This window comes from Janthinobacterium sp. GW821-FHT03C08, from assembly GCF_059420905.1.
The window spans coordinates 29,429-47,284 of record NZ_JBWKUP010000003.1; the positions used below are offsets into that span (position 1 = coordinate 29,429).

At 62.6% G+C, this 17,856-nt stretch carries 18 protein-coding genes; 15 read left to right on the forward strand and 3 right to left on the reverse strand.

Annotated elements, in window-relative coordinates; all coding sequences use genetic code 11:
• The first annotated feature begins 1 nt into the window (after position 1).
• The 9 genes from queA to AC07VL_RS04645 all read left to right on the forward strand — a co-directional run bounded on the left by queA (position 2) and on the right by AC07VL_RS04645 (position 8,384).
• Entirely contained in the window at positions 2 to 1,057 is a 1,056-nt protein-coding gene (queA, locus tag AC07VL_RS04605; RefSeq protein ID WP_494804793.1) for a tRNA preQ1(34) S-adenosylmethionine ribosyltransferase-isomerase QueA, read from the forward strand.
• 2 nt (positions 1,058 to 1,059) lie between these two features.
• Positions 1,060 to 2,199 carry a tRNA guanosine(34) transglycosylase Tgt gene (gene tgt / locus AC07VL_RS04610; protein WP_131373266.1) on the forward strand — a complete coding sequence of 380 codons (1,140 nt, stop codon included), beginning with the start codon at positions 1,060 to 1,062 and terminating at the stop codon, positions 2,197 to 2,199.
• A gap of 195 nt (positions 2,200 to 2,394) precedes the next feature.
• Positions 2,395 to 2,724 carry a preprotein translocase subunit YajC gene (gene yajC / locus AC07VL_RS04615; RefSeq protein WP_494804794.1) on the forward strand — a complete coding sequence of 110 codons (330 nt, stop codon included), beginning with the start codon at positions 2,395 to 2,397 and terminating at the stop codon, positions 2,722 to 2,724.
• Positions 2,725 to 2,820: 96 nt separating this feature from the next.
• Positions 2,821 to 4,686: a protein translocase subunit SecD gene (secD, locus tag AC07VL_RS04620; protein ID WP_494804795.1), complete on the forward strand. Its 1,866-nt coding sequence runs from the start codon at positions 2,821 to 2,823 to the stop codon at positions 4,684 to 4,686.
• Between the two features lie 90 nt (positions 4,687 to 4,776).
• Positions 4,777 to 5,799, forward strand: a complete 1,023-nt coding sequence (gene secF, locus AC07VL_RS04625) for a protein translocase subunit SecF (RefSeq protein ID WP_494804796.1) — start codon at positions 4,777 to 4,779, stop codon at positions 5,797 to 5,799.
• Between the two features lie 73 nt (positions 5,800 to 5,872).
• A complete protein-coding gene (locus AC07VL_RS04630) occupies positions 5,873 to 6,622 on the forward strand; it encodes a hypothetical protein (protein WP_494804797.1) in 750 nt (249 codons plus the stop codon).
• Positions 6,619 to 7,320 (forward strand): helix-turn-helix transcriptional regulator, encoded by a 702-nt coding sequence (locus tag AC07VL_RS04635; RefSeq protein WP_494804798.1) that lies wholly within the window; start codon positions 6,619 to 6,621, stop codon positions 7,318 to 7,320. The genes AC07VL_RS04630 and AC07VL_RS04635 overlap by 4 nt, the downstream gene beginning before the upstream one ends.
• Before the next feature lie 73 nt (positions 7,321 to 7,393).
• The gene (locus tag AC07VL_RS04640) at positions 7,394 to 8,020 is read left to right on the forward strand and encodes a glutathione S-transferase family protein (protein ID WP_494804799.1); all 627 of its coding nucleotides are present in this window, start codon (positions 7,394 to 7,396) and stop codon (positions 8,018 to 8,020) included.
• 199 nt (positions 8,021 to 8,219) lie between these two features.
• Positions 8,220 to 8,384, forward strand: a complete 165-nt coding sequence (locus AC07VL_RS04645; RefSeq protein ID WP_494804800.1) for a hypothetical protein — start codon at positions 8,220 to 8,222, stop codon at positions 8,382 to 8,384.
• On the opposite strand, the gene AC07VL_RS04650 is transcribed toward AC07VL_RS04645, so the two are convergent.
• The 3 genes from AC07VL_RS04650 to AC07VL_RS04660 all read right to left on the reverse strand — a co-directional run bounded on the left by AC07VL_RS04650 (position 8,381) and on the right by AC07VL_RS04660 (position 10,274).
• Positions 8,381 to 9,229 (reverse strand): HDOD domain-containing protein, encoded by an 849-nt coding sequence (locus AC07VL_RS04650; protein ID WP_494804801.1) that lies wholly within the window; start codon positions 9,227 to 9,229, stop codon positions 8,381 to 8,383. The two genes, AC07VL_RS04645 and AC07VL_RS04650, sit on opposite strands and share 4 nt — an antisense overlap.
• Positions 9,230 to 9,506: 277 nt before the next feature.
• Positions 9,507 to 9,791, reverse strand: a complete 285-nt coding sequence (locus AC07VL_RS04655; protein WP_215403557.1) for a hypothetical protein — start codon at positions 9,789 to 9,791, stop codon at positions 9,507 to 9,509.
• 48 nt (positions 9,792 to 9,839) lie between these two features.
• On the reverse strand, positions 9,840 to 10,274 hold the full coding sequence (locus AC07VL_RS04660; RefSeq protein ID WP_494804802.1) for a MarR family winged helix-turn-helix transcriptional regulator: 435 nt from the start codon (positions 10,272 to 10,274) through the stop codon (positions 9,840 to 9,842).
• Positions 10,275 to 10,405: 131 nt separating this feature from the next.
• Here AC07VL_RS04660 and AC07VL_RS04665 point away from each other — a divergent pair, with 131 nt between their 5' ends.
• The 6 genes from AC07VL_RS04665 to astB all read left to right on the forward strand — a co-directional run bounded on the left by AC07VL_RS04665 (position 10,406) and on the right by astB (position 17,773).
• Complete coding sequence (locus AC07VL_RS04665; protein WP_494804803.1) at positions 10,406 to 11,350, forward strand: GlxA family transcriptional regulator; 945 nt, start codon at positions 10,406 to 10,408, stop codon at positions 11,348 to 11,350.
• 140 nt (positions 11,351 to 11,490) lie between these two features.
• Positions 11,491 to 12,732 carry an acetylornithine/succinylornithine family transaminase gene (astC, locus tag AC07VL_RS04670; protein WP_494804804.1) on the forward strand — a complete coding sequence of 414 codons (1,242 nt, stop codon included), beginning with the start codon at positions 11,491 to 11,493 and terminating at the stop codon, positions 12,730 to 12,732.
• A gap of 94 nt (positions 12,733 to 12,826) precedes the next feature.
• Positions 12,827 to 13,858 carry an arginine N-succinyltransferase gene (locus AC07VL_RS04675; RefSeq protein WP_494804805.1) on the forward strand — a complete coding sequence of 344 codons (1,032 nt, stop codon included), beginning with the start codon at positions 12,827 to 12,829 and terminating at the stop codon, positions 13,856 to 13,858.
• A gap of 13 nt (positions 13,859 to 13,871) precedes the next feature.
• A complete protein-coding gene (gene astA / locus AC07VL_RS04680) occupies positions 13,872 to 14,924 on the forward strand; it encodes an arginine N-succinyltransferase (RefSeq protein WP_494804806.1) in 1,053 nt (350 codons plus the stop codon).
• Complete coding sequence (gene astD / locus AC07VL_RS04685; protein ID WP_494804807.1) at positions 14,917 to 16,407, forward strand: succinylglutamate-semialdehyde dehydrogenase; 1,491 nt, start codon at positions 14,917 to 14,919, stop codon at positions 16,405 to 16,407. The genes astA and astD overlap by 8 nt, the downstream gene beginning before the upstream one ends.
• Before the next feature lie 25 nt (positions 16,408 to 16,432).
• Positions 16,433 to 17,773, forward strand: a complete 1,341-nt coding sequence (gene astB, locus AC07VL_RS04690) for an N-succinylarginine dihydrolase (RefSeq protein WP_494804808.1) — start codon at positions 16,433 to 16,435, stop codon at positions 17,771 to 17,773.
• Positions 17,774 to 17,856: the final 83 nt, after the last annotated feature.

Genomic DNA, 17,856 nt, shown 5'->3' on the forward strand with positions numbered 1-17,856 from the left:
CATGTATTCGCTTTCCGATTTCGATTTTAATTTGCCGCAAGAAAACATTGCGCAAACTCCGTTGGCCGAGCGCAGCGCCTCGCGCCTGTTGCATCTGGACCGCGACGCCCTGGTAGACCGCCAGTTCGCCGACATCGTCGGGCTGTTGCAGGCGGGCGACCTGCTGGTGATGAACGATACGCGCGTGCTGAAAGCGCGCTTCTTCGGCGTCAAGGAAAGCGGCGGCAAGATCGAGGCGCTCGTCGAGCGTGTCCTGGACGACCGTACCGTGCTGGCCCAGGTGCGCGCCTCGAAGTCGCCGCCGCCAGGTTGCCGCATCCGCCTGGCCGATGCCTTTGACGTCACGGTCGGCCAGCGCGCCGGCGAATTTTTTACCCTGCACTTCGACGCCGATGTGTTCGAGCTGATCGAGGCGCATGGCCGCCTGCCGCTGCCGCCCTACATCGAGCACGATGCGGACGAGTTCGACGAAACGCGCTACCAGACCGTGTTCAACAAGGTGCCGGGCGCCGTGGCCGCACCGACGGCGGGCCTGCATTTCGACCAGGCCCTGCTCGACCAGCTGAAGGCCAAGGGCGTCAACTTTGCCTATGTGACCCTGCACGTGGGCGCCGGCACCTTCCAGCCCGTGCGCACGGAAGTGCTGTCCGAGCACAAGATGCATACCGAGTGGTACACCATGCCGCAGGAAACCGTCGACGCCGTGCGCGCCGCGCAGCTGGCCGGGCGCGACGTGGTGGCTGTCGGCACGACCAGCCTGCGCGCGCTGGAATCGGCCTCGCAAAGCGGCCGGCTGGTGGCGGGCAGCGCCGATACGGCCCTATTCATCACGCCCGGCTATGCCTTCAAGACGGTGACGCGCCTGATCACCAACTTCCATTTGCCGAAATCGACCCTGCTGATGCTGGTGTCGGCCTTTGCCGGCTATGAACCGATCCGCAGCGCCTACGCGCATGCGATCGCGCAGAACTACCGTTTCTTCAGCTATGGCGATGCGATGCTGCTCACCACGCAGTCGCGCGCTCCGCTGAGCCTCAATACTCCCGTGAAAGAATAAGAATGCTGGAATTTACTCTCCTCAAGACCGACACGAGCGGCCTGACCAAGGCACGCCGCGGCACCTTGAAACTCAACCATGGTGTCGTGCAGACGCCGATCTTCATGCCAGTGGGCACTTACGGCTCCGTGAAAGCCATGTCGCCGCTGGAACTGAACGAGATCGACGCGCAGATCATCCTGGGCAACACATTTCATTTGTGGTTGCGTCCAGGCAACACCGTCATGGAAAAATTCGGCGGTTTGCATGGTTTCATGGGCTGGAACAAGCCGATCCTGACGGATTCGGGCGGTTTCCAGGTGTTTTCGCTGGGCGCCATGCGCAAGATCACGGAAGAGGGCGTGCATTTCAATTCGCCCATCAACGGCGATAAATTGTTCCTCTCGCCGGAAGTGTCGATGCAGGTGCAGCGCGTCTTGAATTCCGATATCGTCATGCAGTTCGACGAATGCACGCCGTACGAGATCGCCGGCCGCCCGGCCACCATTGAGGAAGCGGCGAAGTCCATGCGCATGTCCTTGCGCTGGGCGCAGCGCTCGAAGGACGAGTTCCACCGCGGCGAAAACCCGAACGCGCTGTTCGGCATCGTGCAGGGCGGCATGTTCGAAATGCTGCGCGACGAGTCGCTGGCCAAGCTGGAAGAGATCGACTTCCCCGGCATCGCCATCGGCGGCCTGTCCGTCGGCGAGCCGAAGGAAGACATGATGCGCATGCTGGCCCACGTGGGTCCGCGCCTGCCGGCCAACAAGCCGCATTACCTGATGGGCGTGGGCACGCCGGAAGACCTGGTGGCGGGCGTATCGAACGGCATCGACATGTTTGACTGCGTCATGCCGACGCGCAATGCCCGCAATGGCTGGCTGTTTACCCGTTTTGGCGACATCAAGATCAAGAACGCCAAGTACAAGGAAGACCAGGCGCCGCTGGACGAGACGTGCAGCTGCTACGCCTGCCGCAACTTCTCGCGTGCTTACCTGCACCATCTGCACCGTTCCAAGGAAATCCTCGGCGCGCGCCTGAACACCATCCACAACCTGCATTACTACCTGGACCTGATGCGTCAGATGCGTGTAGCGCTCGATGAAGACCGTTTCCACGCGTTTACCCTGCAATTCCACGCGGAACGCGCACGGGGAACTTAAGAAATGCTTAGGTTTACGGGCCGCGAAGCCGTGAACCGATGTTTTCGAGATTGGTGCTTGGACGGGGCGATAAAGCATTGCATAATGCTTTTTTAGCCCCATTTGGAGCTGCCATGCCCGCAATTGCCGGGATGGCCTTTTGCCAATGCTAGAATACAGCGCTGTTTTTTCAAACTGATTAGAACTGGAGTCACCGTGTTTTTCATTTCCAACGCTTACGCGCAATCGACCGATGCCCTCGGCCTCGGCGGCAACCTGACCAGCTTCCTGCCGCTGGTATTGATGTTTGTGGTCATGTATTTCCTGATGATCCGCCCACAGCAAAAACGCGCCAAAGAACAACGGGCGATGATGGATGCGCTGACCAAGGGTGACGAAGTCGTGACCGCTGGCGGCATGCTGGGCCGTGTTGTCAAGGTAGTGGACGCTTACGTCACCATCGAAGTGGCCAGCGGCACCGAAATCACGGTGCAAAAGAGCTCCATCACCACCCTGCTGCCTAAAGGCACCCTGAAGGCGCTGTAATTCCTCGCCGTCGCCACGCATGTGGCGACTGACCGGGGCGGTGATCCGCCGCCCCTCGCGACGCCTCCGACGCTCAACACTGAACGCTGAATCAATATGAATCGCTATCCTGCCTGGAAATACATCATCATCGTCGTCGCCTTATTGCTGGGCGCACTCTATACGGCGCCCAACTATTTCGGTGAATCACCGGCGCTGCAAGTAACCAGCGGCAAGTCGACCGTCAAAGTGACGAGCGAGCTGATGACGCAAGTCGATCAAATATTGACGAAAGAGAACGTCAAGTCGGAAGGTGTCACCATGGATGGCGCCGGCAATCTCGCCTCCGTGCGCGTGCGTTTCGCCGATCCCGATACCCAGTTCAAGGCGAAACTGGTGCTGGAAAAGGACCTGAACCCGGATGCCAGCGACCCTGCGTATATCGTGACGGTCAACCTGCAGGCGAATACGCCGATGTGGATGCAGAAAATGCATGCCTTGCCCATGTTCCTGGGCCTGGACTTGCGCGGTGGCGTGCACTTCCTGCTGCAGGTCGATGCCAAGGCCGTACTGAACAAGAAAATCCAGGGCGTCCAGTCCGCCGCGCGCAGCGTGTTGCGCGACAAGAACATCCGCCACGCCGGCATCGACCGCGTGGGCGACAGCGTGCAGATCAACTTCCGCGACGCGGAAACGCGCCTGAAGGCCAGGACGGTACTGTCCGACCAGATGTCGGAGCTGGCGTTCGCCGATGCGGGCGAAGGCAGCGATTTGAAACTCAACATCACCCTGAAGCCGGCGGCCCTGAAAGCCACCATCGATGAAGGCGTGAAACAAAATATTTCCACCCTGTCGAAGCGCGTCAACGAGTTGGGCTTGACCGAGCCGCTGATCCAGCAGCAAGGTCCTGACCGCATTGTGGTGCAATTGCCTGGCGTGCAGGACGTGGCCCGCGCGAAAGCCATCATTGGCCGCACGGCGACCCTGGAAGTGCGCCTGGTCGATGAAACCATCGTGCCTGGCACGGAACTGTCCAGCGCCATTCCGTTCAATTCGGAACTGTTCACCGTTGGCAAAGGCGTGCCTGTCGTGCTGTCGAAAGACGTGATCCTGACGGGCGACTATATCTCCAGCGCCACGGCCAGCTTCGACCAGAACCAGCAAGCGGCCGTGTCGATCGACCTGAACGGCGACGGCGGACGCAAGATGCGCGAAGCGACGCGCGAACGCGTGGGCAAGCGCATGGCCATCGTGCTGTTTGAAAAGGGCAAGCCTGAAGTGCTGTCGGTGGCGACCATCCAGCAGGAACTCGGTTCGCGCTTCCAGATCACCGGCATGGGCGGCGCGGAAAACGCCAATGAACTGGCGCTGCTGCTGCGCTCGGGCGCCCTGTCGGCACCGATGACCGTCATCGAGGAACGCACGATCGGACCGCAACTGGGCGCGGAAAACATCGCCAAGGGCTTCCATTCGACCTTGTATGGCTTCATCGCCATCGCCATCTTCATGATCGCCTACTACATGCTGTTCGGCGCTTTCAGCGTGCTGGCCCTGGCATCTAACCTGTTGTTGCTGATCGGCTTGCTGTCGATGATCCAGGTGACCCTGACCTTGCCAGGTATCGCCGCTATCGCGCTGGCGCTGGGCATGGCGATCGACGCCAACGTCTTGATCAACGAACGTATCCGCGAAGAGCTGCGCGCCGGCAATACGCCGCAAGCGGCGATCGCCGCCGGCTTCGACCGCGCCTGGGCCACGATTCTCGACTCGAACGTGACCACCCTGATCGTCGGCCTGGCGCTGCTGGCCTTCGGCAGCGGCCCGGTGCGCGGCTTTGCCGTCGTGCATTGCCTGGGCATCCTGACCTCGATGTTCTCCTCCGTCTTTGTGTCGCGCGGCGTGGTCAACCTCTGGTATGGCCGCAAGAAAAAGCTGACGACCTTGTCGATCGGCACGGTGTGGGTGCCGGGCACCAGCAAATAAGCGACGGTCCAGCCTTAGCCAATAGCGTCAACAGCGATAGCGTCCGGTGGCACAGCCGCCGGACGCACAGAATAGAACTCAGAGGATTTCATGGAATTTTTCCGGATCAAAAAAGATATTCCCTTCATGCGCCATGCGTTGATTTTCAACGTGATTTCGGCCGTGACCTTCCTTGCCGCCGTCTTCTTCCTGTTCCACAAGGGCTTGCACCTGTCCGTGGAATTCAAGGGCGGCACCGTGATGGAGGTGAAGTACCCGAAAGCGGCCAACCTTGAAGGCATACGCGGCACCCTGATCAAGATGGGCTATGAAGAGCCGGGCGTGACCAGCTTCGACACGGCGCGCGACGTGATGATCCGCCTGCCGGTGGAAAAGGGCGTGACTGCCGCGAACACTTCGCAACGCGTGTTTGAAACGCTGTGCAAGGTAGAGCAGGGCACGACCAAGGGCATCGATACCGTTACCGACAAGGGCGAGCACGTCATCAAGAGCGCCTGCATGGACGCTGCCGGCAATGAAGCGCTGGTGCTGCAAAAAGTCGAATTCGTCGGCCCGCAAGTGGGCGAGGAACTGGCGCAGAACGGCTTGAACGCGCTGGTGATGGTGATCCTGGGCGTGATGGCTTACCTGGCCATCCGCTTCGAGTGGAAATACGCCGTCTCGGCGATTATCGCCAACTTGCATGACGTGGTGATCATCCTGGGCTTCTTCGCCTTCTTCCAGTGGGAATTCTCGCTGACGGTGCTGGCGGCTATCCTGGCGGTGCTGGGCTACTCAGTCAACGAATCGGTGGTGATCTTTGACCGTATCCGCGAAAACTTCCGCAAGCAGCGCAAGGCGAGCGTGCATGAAGTGATCGACAGCGCGATCACCAGCACCATTTCGCGTACCATCATCACCCACGGCTCGACCCAGATGATGGTGCTGTCGATGCTGGTCTTCGGGGGCCAGACCCTGCATCACTTTGCCCTGGCGCTGACCATCGGTATCTGCTTCGGCATTTACTCGTCCGTGTTCGTGGCGGCATCGATCGCCATGTGGCTGGGCGTCAAGCGCGAAGACTTGATCAAGCCGGTCAAGGAAAAAGACGAAACCGACGGCGCCGTGGTGTAAGCGCCGCCTGTTGCATGACGAATGGAAGAACGATCACCCTAGCGGTGGTCGTTTTTTTTTGTAACGGATGAAGATGAAGCGTTTTATCTTGATGGGCATCATGGCGGGCATCGGCACGCTGGCGGCCGCGGCCGATGTCAGCCGCGTGGACGCCGGCAGCCTCGCCCTGCGCGGCGCGATCGCGAAGGGCGACGTGGACAAGCTGCGCCAGCTGGCCACGCCGGCGACCACCATGCTGCGCGTAAATAGCGAAGGCGGCGATCCGCAGGCGGCGATGCTGCTGGGGCGCTACCTGCGCCAGCAGCAGTGGGATATGGCCATCGACACCGTATGCGCGGGCAGCTGCGCCCTGTACGTCTTCCCCGCCGCGCGCCGCAAAGACATCCCCGCCGATGCCGTGCTGGCCTTGCAAGCCTCGGCCTTCCTGCGTGCGCAGGCGGACCAGGGACAGATGCGCCGCACCCTGGTCGAGGCGGGCGTGGCGGCCGAAGACCTCGATGTTGAAACGGCGGCGCTGGCGCAACAGCTGGCAAGCGTGGCGGCGCTGGAAGCGGCGTTTGCTGCCGACATGGGCATCGCCCCCGCCTTCTACCGCGACTTCCGCCAGGTGGCGGCGCAGGCGGACACGGTGCGCCGGCGCTTCCCGGACCAGGAGGCGGCCGTCTTCTGGTGGCCGGCCGCGGCACGCCTGCAGCGCTGCTACGGCATCGCCGGCGTGGACGAGGGCACGCGCGCGGCGCGCCTGCAGCCCGCCGGCTACCTGTACGTGCCCGCCCTGTCGGCGCTCGTCATGGGCGACCAGGCCTTGCCGGGCTGCCCATGAGCCGCAGCGGCCGCCTGTTCCTGCTGATGGACGCGATGCGCGCGAAGAGGGTGCCCGTCACGGCCGCCCAGCTGGCGCAGCAGCTGGGCGTATCCGAGCGCACGATCTACCGCGATATCCAGACCCTGGCCGAGCTGGGCGCACCGTTGCAGGGCGAGGCTGGCGTCGGCTACGTGTTGCGCCGTGGCAGCTTTTTACCACCGCTGATGTTCGGACCCGATGAACTGGAGGCGCTGGTGCTGGGGGCGCGCTGGGTGCGCCGCCAGGGCGATGCGGGCCTGGCGCAGGCGGCCGAAGCGGCGCTGGCAAAGATCGCCGCCGCTTCGCCGCGCGACCTGCGCGACAGCATGGCTGAGACCAGCCTGTGGGTGCCGCTGGGCCGTCCCGCCGATGGCACGCAGCCGGCCGACCGTTACGTGCAGCCGGTGCGCGAGGCGATCCGCTACGAACAGAAACTGACGCTGGGTTACCAGGACGAACACGGCAGCGCCACCTTGCGCACGGTATGGCCCTTCGCCCTGGCCTTTTTCGAGGGCAAGCGCCTGCTGGCCGCCTGGTGCGAACTGCGCGGCGACTACCGCCATTTCCGCATCGACCGCATCGCCAGCGTGCAGCAGCATGCGGAGCGCTATGCCACGCGCCGCCATGCCCTGCTCGCCACCTGGCGCAACATGTACGATATCGACCCGGAATCCTAGTTTTTCTCCTGACAAAAACTGTCAGTGACGGCGACTACGATGGTGGCTTCTTCACTCACCGGAGTTTTCCACCATGCGCCTGTACCACCACCCCATGTCTTCGAATGCCCGCCGCGCCCTGATGACGGCGATCCACCTCGGCCTGCCTTTGGAGCTGGCAGAAGTCGACCTGATGAATGCGGATGACCGCCGCCGCCTGGGCGAACTGAATCCGAATGGCAAGTTGCCCGTGCTGGCCGATGGCGGTTTTCTGCTGTGGGAATCGTGCGCCATCATGCAATACCTGGCCGAACAGGTGCCGGGCCAGACGCTGTACCCGTCGGCGCCGCAGGCCCGCGCCGACGTCAACCGCTGGCTGTTCTGGGCGGCGCAGCATTTCTCTCCTGCCGTTGCCGTGCTGGCCTGGGAACGGGCGTGGAAGGGCATGACGGGTGGCGGTCCGGCGGACCCGCTGGAAGAGGCGCGCGGCGAGCACGAGCTGCATGCATGCGCCGTGGTGCTCGATGCGCATCTGGCGCAGTGCGACTGGCTCTGTGGCGATACCCTGAGCCTGGCCGATTTCGCCGTGGCCGCGCCGCTGATGTACAGCGAGGCGGTGCGGCTGCCGCTGGCGCAGTATGCCCATATCCAGGTCTGGTTTGCCCGCGTGCGGCAGTTGCGTGCGTGGCAGGAAACGGAAGTGGAACTGGCAGTCGGATAAATATGGCTGCTAAGTGTGTCAACGCACGGAGCTGGCGCCGCGGTACGCATAAGATAGGGCTGTCTCTTTCAGGACATCCCTAGCTTTGGACTTTACCCGCTTTCGAGCGGGTTTTTTTTGCCTGGCGGTTGGCAAGGCACTTGAAAATTTGGCAAGTGCCATGCAAGTGGGGCGCACACCATTCTCAAGCAGGTATGCCATGTTCACGCCACGCCATCCGAAACCGCTGTTGAGTACCCGTGCCGTTGCCATGCAAGTCGTCAGGCAGGAGCAGTCGAGCAAGGCCGTGGACAAGCACGTGCTGATCGTCGAGACGGTCAAACCGGCGCCGCCGCCAGAGGTTGCTAAGAAGATACTTCCTTAGTGCACCAGCACCTTCAGCAGTGACTGCACTTCATCGTCTGATTCTTCCAGGATGCTCGACAGGGTAGCGCTCTCGCCGATGACGCAATCGATGCTGCGCGCGGCGCGGGCGGCGCGTACGGCGATGGCAGCCGGGCTTTCATTCAGGGGGGAGGCCACGGGCGCCAGGTCGTTCGCCAGCAGCAGGGTGTCGCCCAGCGATTCGGGCGGGATGGCGCGCAAGCCTTCCCACAGGGATGCGATGGCGTGCATCACGGCTTCCGGAACCTTGAGCTTGGTCAATACGCCATGGCCGATGGCCTGTTCGCCATGTTCGACCCAGTCCTGCGGTTCGCCGTCCAGGATGCCGGGAAACTCGGCTGCGCGCGACAGCATGTAAAAGCCGCCTACCTCATGCATGATGCCCGCGAACAGGGCCGTATCGGGGTCGACCTTCGTCACGCGGCGCGCAATGACCTGCGCCAGCGCCGCCACATGGGCCGTATGTTCCCACAGCTGGTTGGCCTTGGCTTGCAGCAAGGGATCGGTGATGGTGCTGCCCAGCTGGCGCACGATCAGCGACGCCACCACGGACTGCAGGGTGCGCACGCCGAGGCGCTGCACGGCATTGCGCACGCTGGTGATTTCGTTGCCGGAACGGTTGAAGGCCACCGAATTGGCGATGGCCACCGTGCGCGCCGCCAGCAGCGGGTCGGCCTGCACCAGCTTGGCGGCCGCCTCGATATGGCAGTCGGGATCGGTCAGCGCCTGCTGCAGCTTGAGCGAAGCGTCCACATTGGCAGGGAAAGTCAGCTCGCCGCGACCGGCAAGTGCAGCGATACTTTTAAAGGCGTCGAGTCTGTTCATTGAAAAAATTATACTCGCAATATTTCCGTACGGAACTTTTTAACCGTGATCTTTTCGCAAACAGCCGAGCAAAAGGCAAGCAACTACCCCGTAAACGGAAAAAGGCACGCCCCTATATCGGTGGCGTGCCTTTCTTTAACGACAACGGTCGTCACAGCGCTGGACAGGACCATCGCGAGCGGATGGGATTTGTGGCCGAGAAGCGCAACCGTACTCAAGTACGGTGAGCATCGCAGGCGCGCACCGCGCACCGCGCAGCAGGTCCTGTTCAGCGTTACTACAGAGCTTCGCTGAAGATCGCGTCGCAGCCTTCGACCAGTTCGTCGCTGTCTTCCAGTTCATCCGTCAGGCCCAGGTCGAAGAGTTCCTCGACGGCATTCATGAAGCTGTTGTGCTTGGTAGCGCCGATCAGGCGGTAGATTTCACCGTCTTCATTGCGCACGCCGATGATCAGCTTTTCCTGGCGCACCAGTTCCGGCGTGCTGGCGTTGAGCAACAGGTTGCCGATGATGTGTTTATCGAAATGAGCGGGCTTTTTGCCTTCGAGCAATGAGGTTTTCAACTTGTTTCCTTTGTCTTGTTTGAATCTGAGTCTGTGCTTGATGAAATGTCAGCTGTGACCGTTAGCAATAGCCTGTTTCAGGCCCGTCAGGGTCGTTTCCAGGCGACTGAAGTCGTCGTCCGTATATGTGGCAAACAGGTGCTGGCCTTGCCTGCTCAGTTTGGGGAACACGTCCTGGAACAGTTGTTCACCCGCGTCGCTCAGGCGCACGTAGTAGGAGCGCTTATCGCGTGGACAACGTTCCCGTATCACCAGCCCCTTTTGTTCCAGGCGGTCCACCACGCCCGTCAACGTGCCCTTGGTGATCAGGGTTTTCTGGCCCAGCTCCTTGTAGGACATGCCGCAGGTATTGCCGAGTGTGGCAATGATGTCGAATTGCGCATGCGTCAAGCCGTACTGGCGCACGAAGTCGCTAGAAAACCGCTCGAAGCCCTGCATGCATTCGGCCAGCAGCCGGATACTTTTTAAATATCGTTCACCCATGGGGTGTGATTATATCCTTCTGCCCCGCTTTTTTCCGCCACCGCAGCCGCGTTATTGCATGAGGGCTGCGATGGCGCGGAACTCCGGTATCATGTGGGCAACTCAGCCCTTGCTCCCATCCTGCCCCGCCGATGTCTTTCGCTAATCTTTCCCGTATCGGCCTCGACAAACCCTTGCGCCTGCTGCTGGTGCACGCCGGCGATGCCGAGTCGATCACCTGGGCCGGCCTGGTGCAGCCCTTGCGGCTGTGCGCCCGCGCGCTGGGGCCGGAAGCATTCCAGCTGGACGTGCGTACGCCCGAGCAAGTGGCCGCGCAGGGCGGCAACTGGCATATCGCGCTGCTGGTGGCCGATGAGACGGAAGCGCCGCTGCGTGCCGAGCTGTGCCGCGCGGTGATCGAGCGCTGCCGTTCGGCGCCGTTCTGGGGCGGCGTGGGCGCGGCCGTGCTGTGGCTGGCCGGCGCGGGCGTCATGGACGGCGTGCGCATCGCCTTGCCCTGGGCCCTGTATGCGGACGCGGAAGCGAAGGCCGAACGGGCCATCCTGACGCCGCACCTGTTCGATATCGACGGCCCCCACATCACTTGCTGCGGCGGCGCGGCCAGCATCGATTTTTCATTGACCCTGATCGAGACCGTGTTCGGCGCCGACGTGCAGGCGCTCGTCAAGGAAGCGCTGTGCGTGGACAAGGTGCGTGGCAAGGAAGAGCGCCAGCGCGTGGCCCTGCAGGCGCGCTTCGGCGTGCTGCAGCCGAAACTGTCCGAAGCGGTGACCTTGATGGAAGCCAATATCGAGGAACCCCTGTCGACCGACGATATCGCCAGCCTGGTGGGCCTGTCGCGGCGCCAGCTGGAGCGGCTGTTCAAGCAATATCTGGGCAGCCTGCCGTCGCGCTATTACCTGGAGCTGCGCTTGCAACGCTCCCGGCAACTATTGCTTGATACACATTATTCCATCGTACAAGTGGGCCTGATGTGCGGTTTTTCCTCCGGCTCGCATTTTTCCACGGCGTTTGGCACCCTGTTTGGCAATACGCCGCGCGAAGAGCGGCAAAGAAAGCTCATGCCACCTGTTTGATTCAGGCAAGCCCGGCTGTGATGAATTGTGAAAATCCTTGTCGCAGATTCAAAAGAGTTTTAGCATCCCGCTTTTTATAATGCTGTACACACGTAGCTGTCGTAGCTGCGGAGTACCTAACATATTGATGGGGAAATGCTATGAATGCCAAGCTTGATTCGACCGTAACCGTTCGCCCAGTCAGCCGGGAAACCTTTGACCAGGTCCTGGTTCCTACCTACGCTCCCGCTGCCATGGTACCCGTGCGCGGTGCCGGCCTGGATCTGTGGGACCAGTCCGGCAAGCATTACCTCGATTTCACCTCCGGCATCGCCGTCAACAGCCTGGGTCACTGCCATCCGGCCCTGGTCGACGTGCTGACCAAGCAAATCAACAGCTTGTGGCATTTGGGCAACGGCTACACCAACGAACCCGTGCTGCGCCTGGCGCTGGCCCTGACGGAAGCGACCTTTGCCGACCGCGCCTTTTTCTGCAACTCGGGAGCGGAAGCCAATGAAGCGGCCCTGAAACTGGCGCGCAAGTACGCCCACACCAAGTTTGGCGCGCACAAGTCGCGCATCATTTCCTGCTTCAGCTCCTTCCACGGCCGCACCCTGTTTACGGTCTCCGTCGGCGGCCAGGCCAAGTACACGGAAGGCTTCGAGCCGCTGCCGCCATCGATTGACCACATCGCCTACAACGACATCGAAGCGGCGCGCGCCGCCATCGGCGATGACGTGTGCGCCGTGATCGTCGAGCCGGTGCAAGGCGAAGGCGGCGTCGTGCCGGGTAATCCGGAATTCCTCAAGGAGCTGCGCGCCCTGTGCGACAAGACCGGTGCCCTGTTGATTTTCGACGAAGTCCAGTGCGGCATGGGCCGCACTGGCGCGTTGTTCGCGTACATGGGCTACGGCGTCACGCCGGACATCCTGACGGCCGCCAAGGCCCTGGGCAATGGCTACCCGATCGGCGCCATGCTGACCACCGACGCGCTGGCGCAGACCCTGGCCGTCGGCACCCACGGCACCACCTACGGCGGCAATCCGCTGGCCGCCACCGTGGCGCTGACCGTGCTGGAAACGATCAACACGCCAGCCTTCCTGGCGCGCGTGAAGGAAGCCAGCGTCAACACCATCGCCATGCTGCAAGGCCTGATCACGGATTACCCGCAAGTGTTCTCCGCCGTGCGCGGCAGCGGTTTGCTGCTGGGCTTGGTGGTCAGCGATGCCTACAAAGGCCGCGCGAAAGACATCCAGAAGGCCGCCGAAGCGCAAGGATTGATGGTGCTGATCGCCGGCATGGACGTGGTGCGTCTGGCGCCGGCCCTGATCGTTTCGGACGAGCAGATCGCCGAAGCGGGCCGTTTACTCCGCGTGGCCATCGACGGCTTGCTGAAAGCCTGAAGCTAGCCCCGCTCCCTGTTTGATCACCGGCCCGCCGCTTTGCTGCGGGCCGGCTTGGTTCTACCCCAGCATTGTCAGCATTGAAGGAGTACCCATGTATGTTGTCCGTCCGGTAGAAATTGCGGATATTGCAGCCCTCGAAGCGCTGGCCGCGGTAACCATGCCGGGTGTCCATACCCTGCCGAAGACGCGCGAGAAAATCGCCGCCTCCGTCGAGCGCTCCATCGCCTCGTTTGCCGCCCATGTCGACATCCCCAGCGAAGAGTCGTATCTGTTCGTGCTGGAATCCCTGCCCGAGAAGAGCATCTTTGGCACGGCCGCCATCTTCGCCTCGGCCGGCTCGAACGGCACCTATTTTTCCTTTCGCAACGACGTCATCCAGCAAGTTTCGCGCGACCTGAACATCAGCCACAGCGTGCATGCGCTGACCCTGTGTTCCGAGCTGACGGCGTACTCGCAGCTGTCCGGTTTCTATGTGCGCAACATGGAGCAGGCGGGCCTGGAAGCGGCTTTGCTGTCGCGCGCGCGGCTGCTGTTCGCCGTGCTGGCGCCGCACCGCTTCGGCGACCGTTTCTTCGTGCCGCTGGCCGGCATCACGGACGCCAACGGCCAGTCGCCGTTCTGGGATGCGCTGGGCCGCAAGTTCTTCCAGATGGATTTCCTCGACGCCGAGAAAGTCATCGGCGGTGCGCGCAACCGCACCCTGATCGTCGAACTGATGCCGCATTACCCCGTGTATGTGCCGCTCTTGCCCGGCGACGCGCAGGCGGCCATGGGCCAGATCCACCCGAGCGGTGAACTGGCCTTCAACCTGCTGACGGAAGAAGGCTTTGAAGCCGACGATTACATCGATATCTTCGATGGCGGCCCGATCCTGCAGGCGCACAAGAATTCGCTGCGCTCGTTTACGGGCTCGCTCACGCGCCGCGTGGTGGCCGGCGTCACGCCCAGCCGCACTGGCTTGAAAGTCAATTACGCGATCGCTTCCGGCGCCGAGCGCAATTTCCGCGCCGTGACCTTCACCTGCGATGCGCTCGAAGCGCAGGACAGCGTCGGCTTGCCGGCCGAGCTGCTCGACGCGCTGGCCGTGGCCGAAGGCGACAGCGTCATTTGCGTGCGTATCTAAGGGAGTCCATTTTATGCTAGTAGTACGCGCCATCAACGCCAATGACCTCGATGCCCTGTACGGCCTGGCCAGCCAGGTCGGCACGGGCATGACCACCCTCAAGCCGGACATGAAAATGCTGGGCGACCGCCTGGCCATCGCCTGCGCCTCGTTCGCCGAAACCATCCCGCCCGAAAAGCGCGACTACATGTTCGTCATGGAGGATACCGACACGGGCCGCCTGGCCGGCGTGTGCGCCATCAAGGGTGCCGTGGGCCTGGACGAGCCGTTCTATAACTACCGTATCGGCACGCTGGTGCACTCGAGCCGCGAGCTCGATGTGTTTACGCGCATGGAGACGCTGTACCTGTCGAACGACCTGACGGGCAGCACGGAACTGTGCTCGCTGTTTTTGCACCCCGACTACCGCAGCGGCAACAACGGCAAGCTGCTGTCGAAAAGCCGTTTTCTCTTCATCGCCCAGTTCCCGCACCTGTTCACGGAAAAACTGATCGCGGAAATGCGCGGCTACCAGGCGCCGGATGGCAGCTCGCCGTTCTACGAGGGCCTGGGCCGCCACTTCTTCAAGATGGATTTCCACCACGTCGACGACTTGACGAGCCTGGGAAAAAAATCCTTCATCGCCGAACTGATGCCGCGCCAGCCCATGTACGTGGCCTACTTGCCCGACGAGGCGCAGGAAGTCATCGGCAAGGTGCATCTGAGCACGGCGCCCGCGCGCCGCCTGTTGGAACAGGAAGGCTTGCACTTCGAAGGCTATGTTGACATTTTCGACGCCGGTCCCGTGCTGCAGGCGCGCGTCTCCGAGCTGCGCGCCATGCGCGACAGCATGCCCGCCGTGCTCGATGCCGAGGCGGCCCCTGACGCTTGCAGCGATGCCGCCCAGGCCGAGCCTTACCTGGTGTCGAACACCGACTTGAAAGATTTCCGCATGATCGTCACCAGCGCCAATCCGCACAGCGGCAAGATCGCGCTCGATGACGCTGAACTGCATCTGCTGCGTAGCCACAATGGCGACACCGTGCGCACGCTGTCACTCAACCCGAGGAAGCATCCCCATGTCTAATCTGTTTAATTCGTCTACCGCAGCATCGAACTTCATCAACGGCGCCTGGCTGCCAGGCACGGGCCGCGAACTCGTTACCATCGATCCGTCGAACGGCAAGCAGACCTGGGCCAGCCTGGAAGCGACGCCAACACTGGTCGAAGAGGCTTGCCAGGCCGCGCGCGCCGCCTTTGAAGCGTGGGCCGACACGCCCGTCGAAGAGCGCATCGCCATCTGCGTGCGCTTTCGCGAGCTGCTGAAGGAACACGCCGAAGCGCTGGCGCTGCTGATCTCGGAGGAAGTGGGTAAACCCTTGTGGGAATCGCGCACGGAAGTGGCCACCATGGCCAACAAGATCGATATCTCGGTGCAGTCGTACCACGCGCGCACGGGCATTACGCAAAGCAAGATCGCCGATGGCGACGCCGTGCTGCGCCACCGCCCGCATGGCGTGTTCGGCGTCTTCGGCCCGTATAACTTCCCTGGCCACCTGCCGAACGGCCACATCGTGCCGGCCTTGATCGCCGGTAACACCATCGTCTTCAAACCCAGCGAATATGCGCCGCGCACGGCCGTGAAGACCGTGCAGCTGTGGCAGCAGGCCGGTTTGCCGGAAGGCGTCGTCAACCTCGTCAACGGCGGGCGCGACACGGGCGTGGCCCTGGGCGCCAATGCCCTGCTCGACGGCGTGCTGTTTACGGGTTCCTGCCAGACGGGCATCAGCCTGCACCGCCAGTTCGGCGGCCAGCCGGGCAAGATGCTGGCGCTGGAAATGGGTGGCAACAATGCACTCGTCGTGTGGGATGTCAAGGACGTGGATGCGGCCGTGCATCACGCGATCTTCTCCGCCTTTGTCTCCGCCGGCCAGCGCTGCACCTGCGCGCGCCGCCTGGTGGTGCAGGACAACGCAGCCGGTGCCGCGTTTGTTGCGCGCCTGGTGGACGTGGCGGCGAAACTGGGCATCGGCGCGTCCGATGCCCAGCCGCAGCCCTTCATGGGCCCAGTGGTATCGAGTGCCGTGGCCGCGCGCCTGGTGCAGGCGCAGGCCGACATGGTGGCCAAGGGCGGCACCACCTTACTGCAGATGCGCCAGTTGAATCCCGAGGCGGGCTTTGTGACGGCCGGCATCGTCGACGTCACCGATGCCGTGGGCATCCCCGACGAAGAATGGTTCGGCCCCCTGCTGCAAGTGATCCGCGTGGCCGATTTCGATGCGGCCCTGAAGGTTGCCAACGCCACCGAATTCGGCCTGGCCGCGGCACTGCTGTCGGACGACCCTGCCCTGTGGCAGACCTTCCAGGTGCGCGCGCGCGCCGGCATCATCAACTGGAACCGTCCGACCACGGGCGCGGCCAGCACGGCGCCGTTCGGCGGCATCGGCAAGTCGGGCAACCACCGTCCGAGCGCCTATTACGCGGCCGACTACTGCGCCTATCCGGTCGCCTCGATCGAGAACAGCGCATTGGAAATGCCGGCCAAGCTGTCGCCCGGTCTGAATTTTTAAGTTTTAGATTTATCAAGGAATCTCCATGCACAGCACGCGCGAATACAACTTTGACGGCCTGGTCGGCCCATCGCATAACTATGCGGGACTCTCGTTCGGCAACGTAGCCTCGTTCAGCAATGTGAAAAGCGCTTCGAATCCGAAGCAGGCCGCCTTGCAGGGCCTGGCCAAGATGCGCGCCCTGGCCGCGCGCGGCTTTGCGCAAGCCTTGCTGCCGCCGCAGGACCGGCCGAACTTCCGCCTGCTGCGCTCCATTGGTTTCACGGGCACGGACGCCGAGGTGCTGGCGCGCGCCTACCAGGAGTCGCCCGTCATCCTGGCTTGCGCGTATTCCGCCTCGCCCATGTGGACGGCGAATGCGGCCACCGTCAGCCCGTCGGCCGACACGCAGGATGGCCGCGTGCACTTCACGGCCGCCAACCTGAATAACAAGCTGCACCGCGCCTTCGAGCACGCGCAGTCGGCGCGCAGCCTGCGCGCCATCTTCAGCGACGACAGGCACTTTGCCGTGCACGAGGCGCTGCCGTCGACGCCCGCCTTTGGCGACGAGGGCGCGGCCAACCATACGCGCCTGGGCGCCGGCCACGGCGCGCCATCCGTTGAAATGTTCGTGTATGGTCGCGTGGAGTTCGACCCATCGGCGCCATCGCCGAAGCGCTACCCTGCGCGCCAGACCCTGGAAGCGTCACAGGCCGTGGCGCGCCTGCATGGCCTGGATGCGAAACGCACCGTGTACGTGCAGCAGAATCCGGACGTGATCGACCAGGGCGTGTTCCATAACGACGTCATCGCCGTCGGCAACGGCAATGTGCTGTTCTATCACGAGCAGGCGTTTGCCGACGAAGAAGCCAGCCTGTCGCAGCTGCGCCGCGCCGTCGCTGCCACCGGGGCGGAACTGCAGGCCTTGCGCGTGGACACGGGCCAGGTGCCGATCGCGGATGCCGTCAGCAGCTATCTGTTCAACAGCCAGCTGTTGACGAAAGAGGGCGGCAAGATGGGGCTGGTGATACCGCAGGAATGCCAGGAAAACCGCGCCGTGTCGCGCTACCTGGAAGGCCTGGTGGCCAGCGGCGGCCCGATCGATGAACTGATTCATTTCGACCTGCGCCAGAGCATGCGCAACGGCGGTGGGCCCGCCTGCCTGCGCTTGCGCGTGGCCCTGACGGAAAATGAAGCGCGCGCCATGCACCAGGGCGTGATCATGACGGAAGCGCTGTACCATCGGCTGGTGACCTGGGTGGAGAAGCACTACCGTGATCATCTGGAGCCGAGCGACCTGGCCGACCCGCAGCTGGCACTGGAAGTGCACGCGGCGCTTGAAGAATTGACGATCATCCTCAACTTACCGGGATTGTACGACTTGTAGGCGATAGAAAAACACACAGAAAAAAATCCGAGACAGACTATCCGTAGCACAGACAGAATTGGACGGGCGACCCCCGTCTCTTG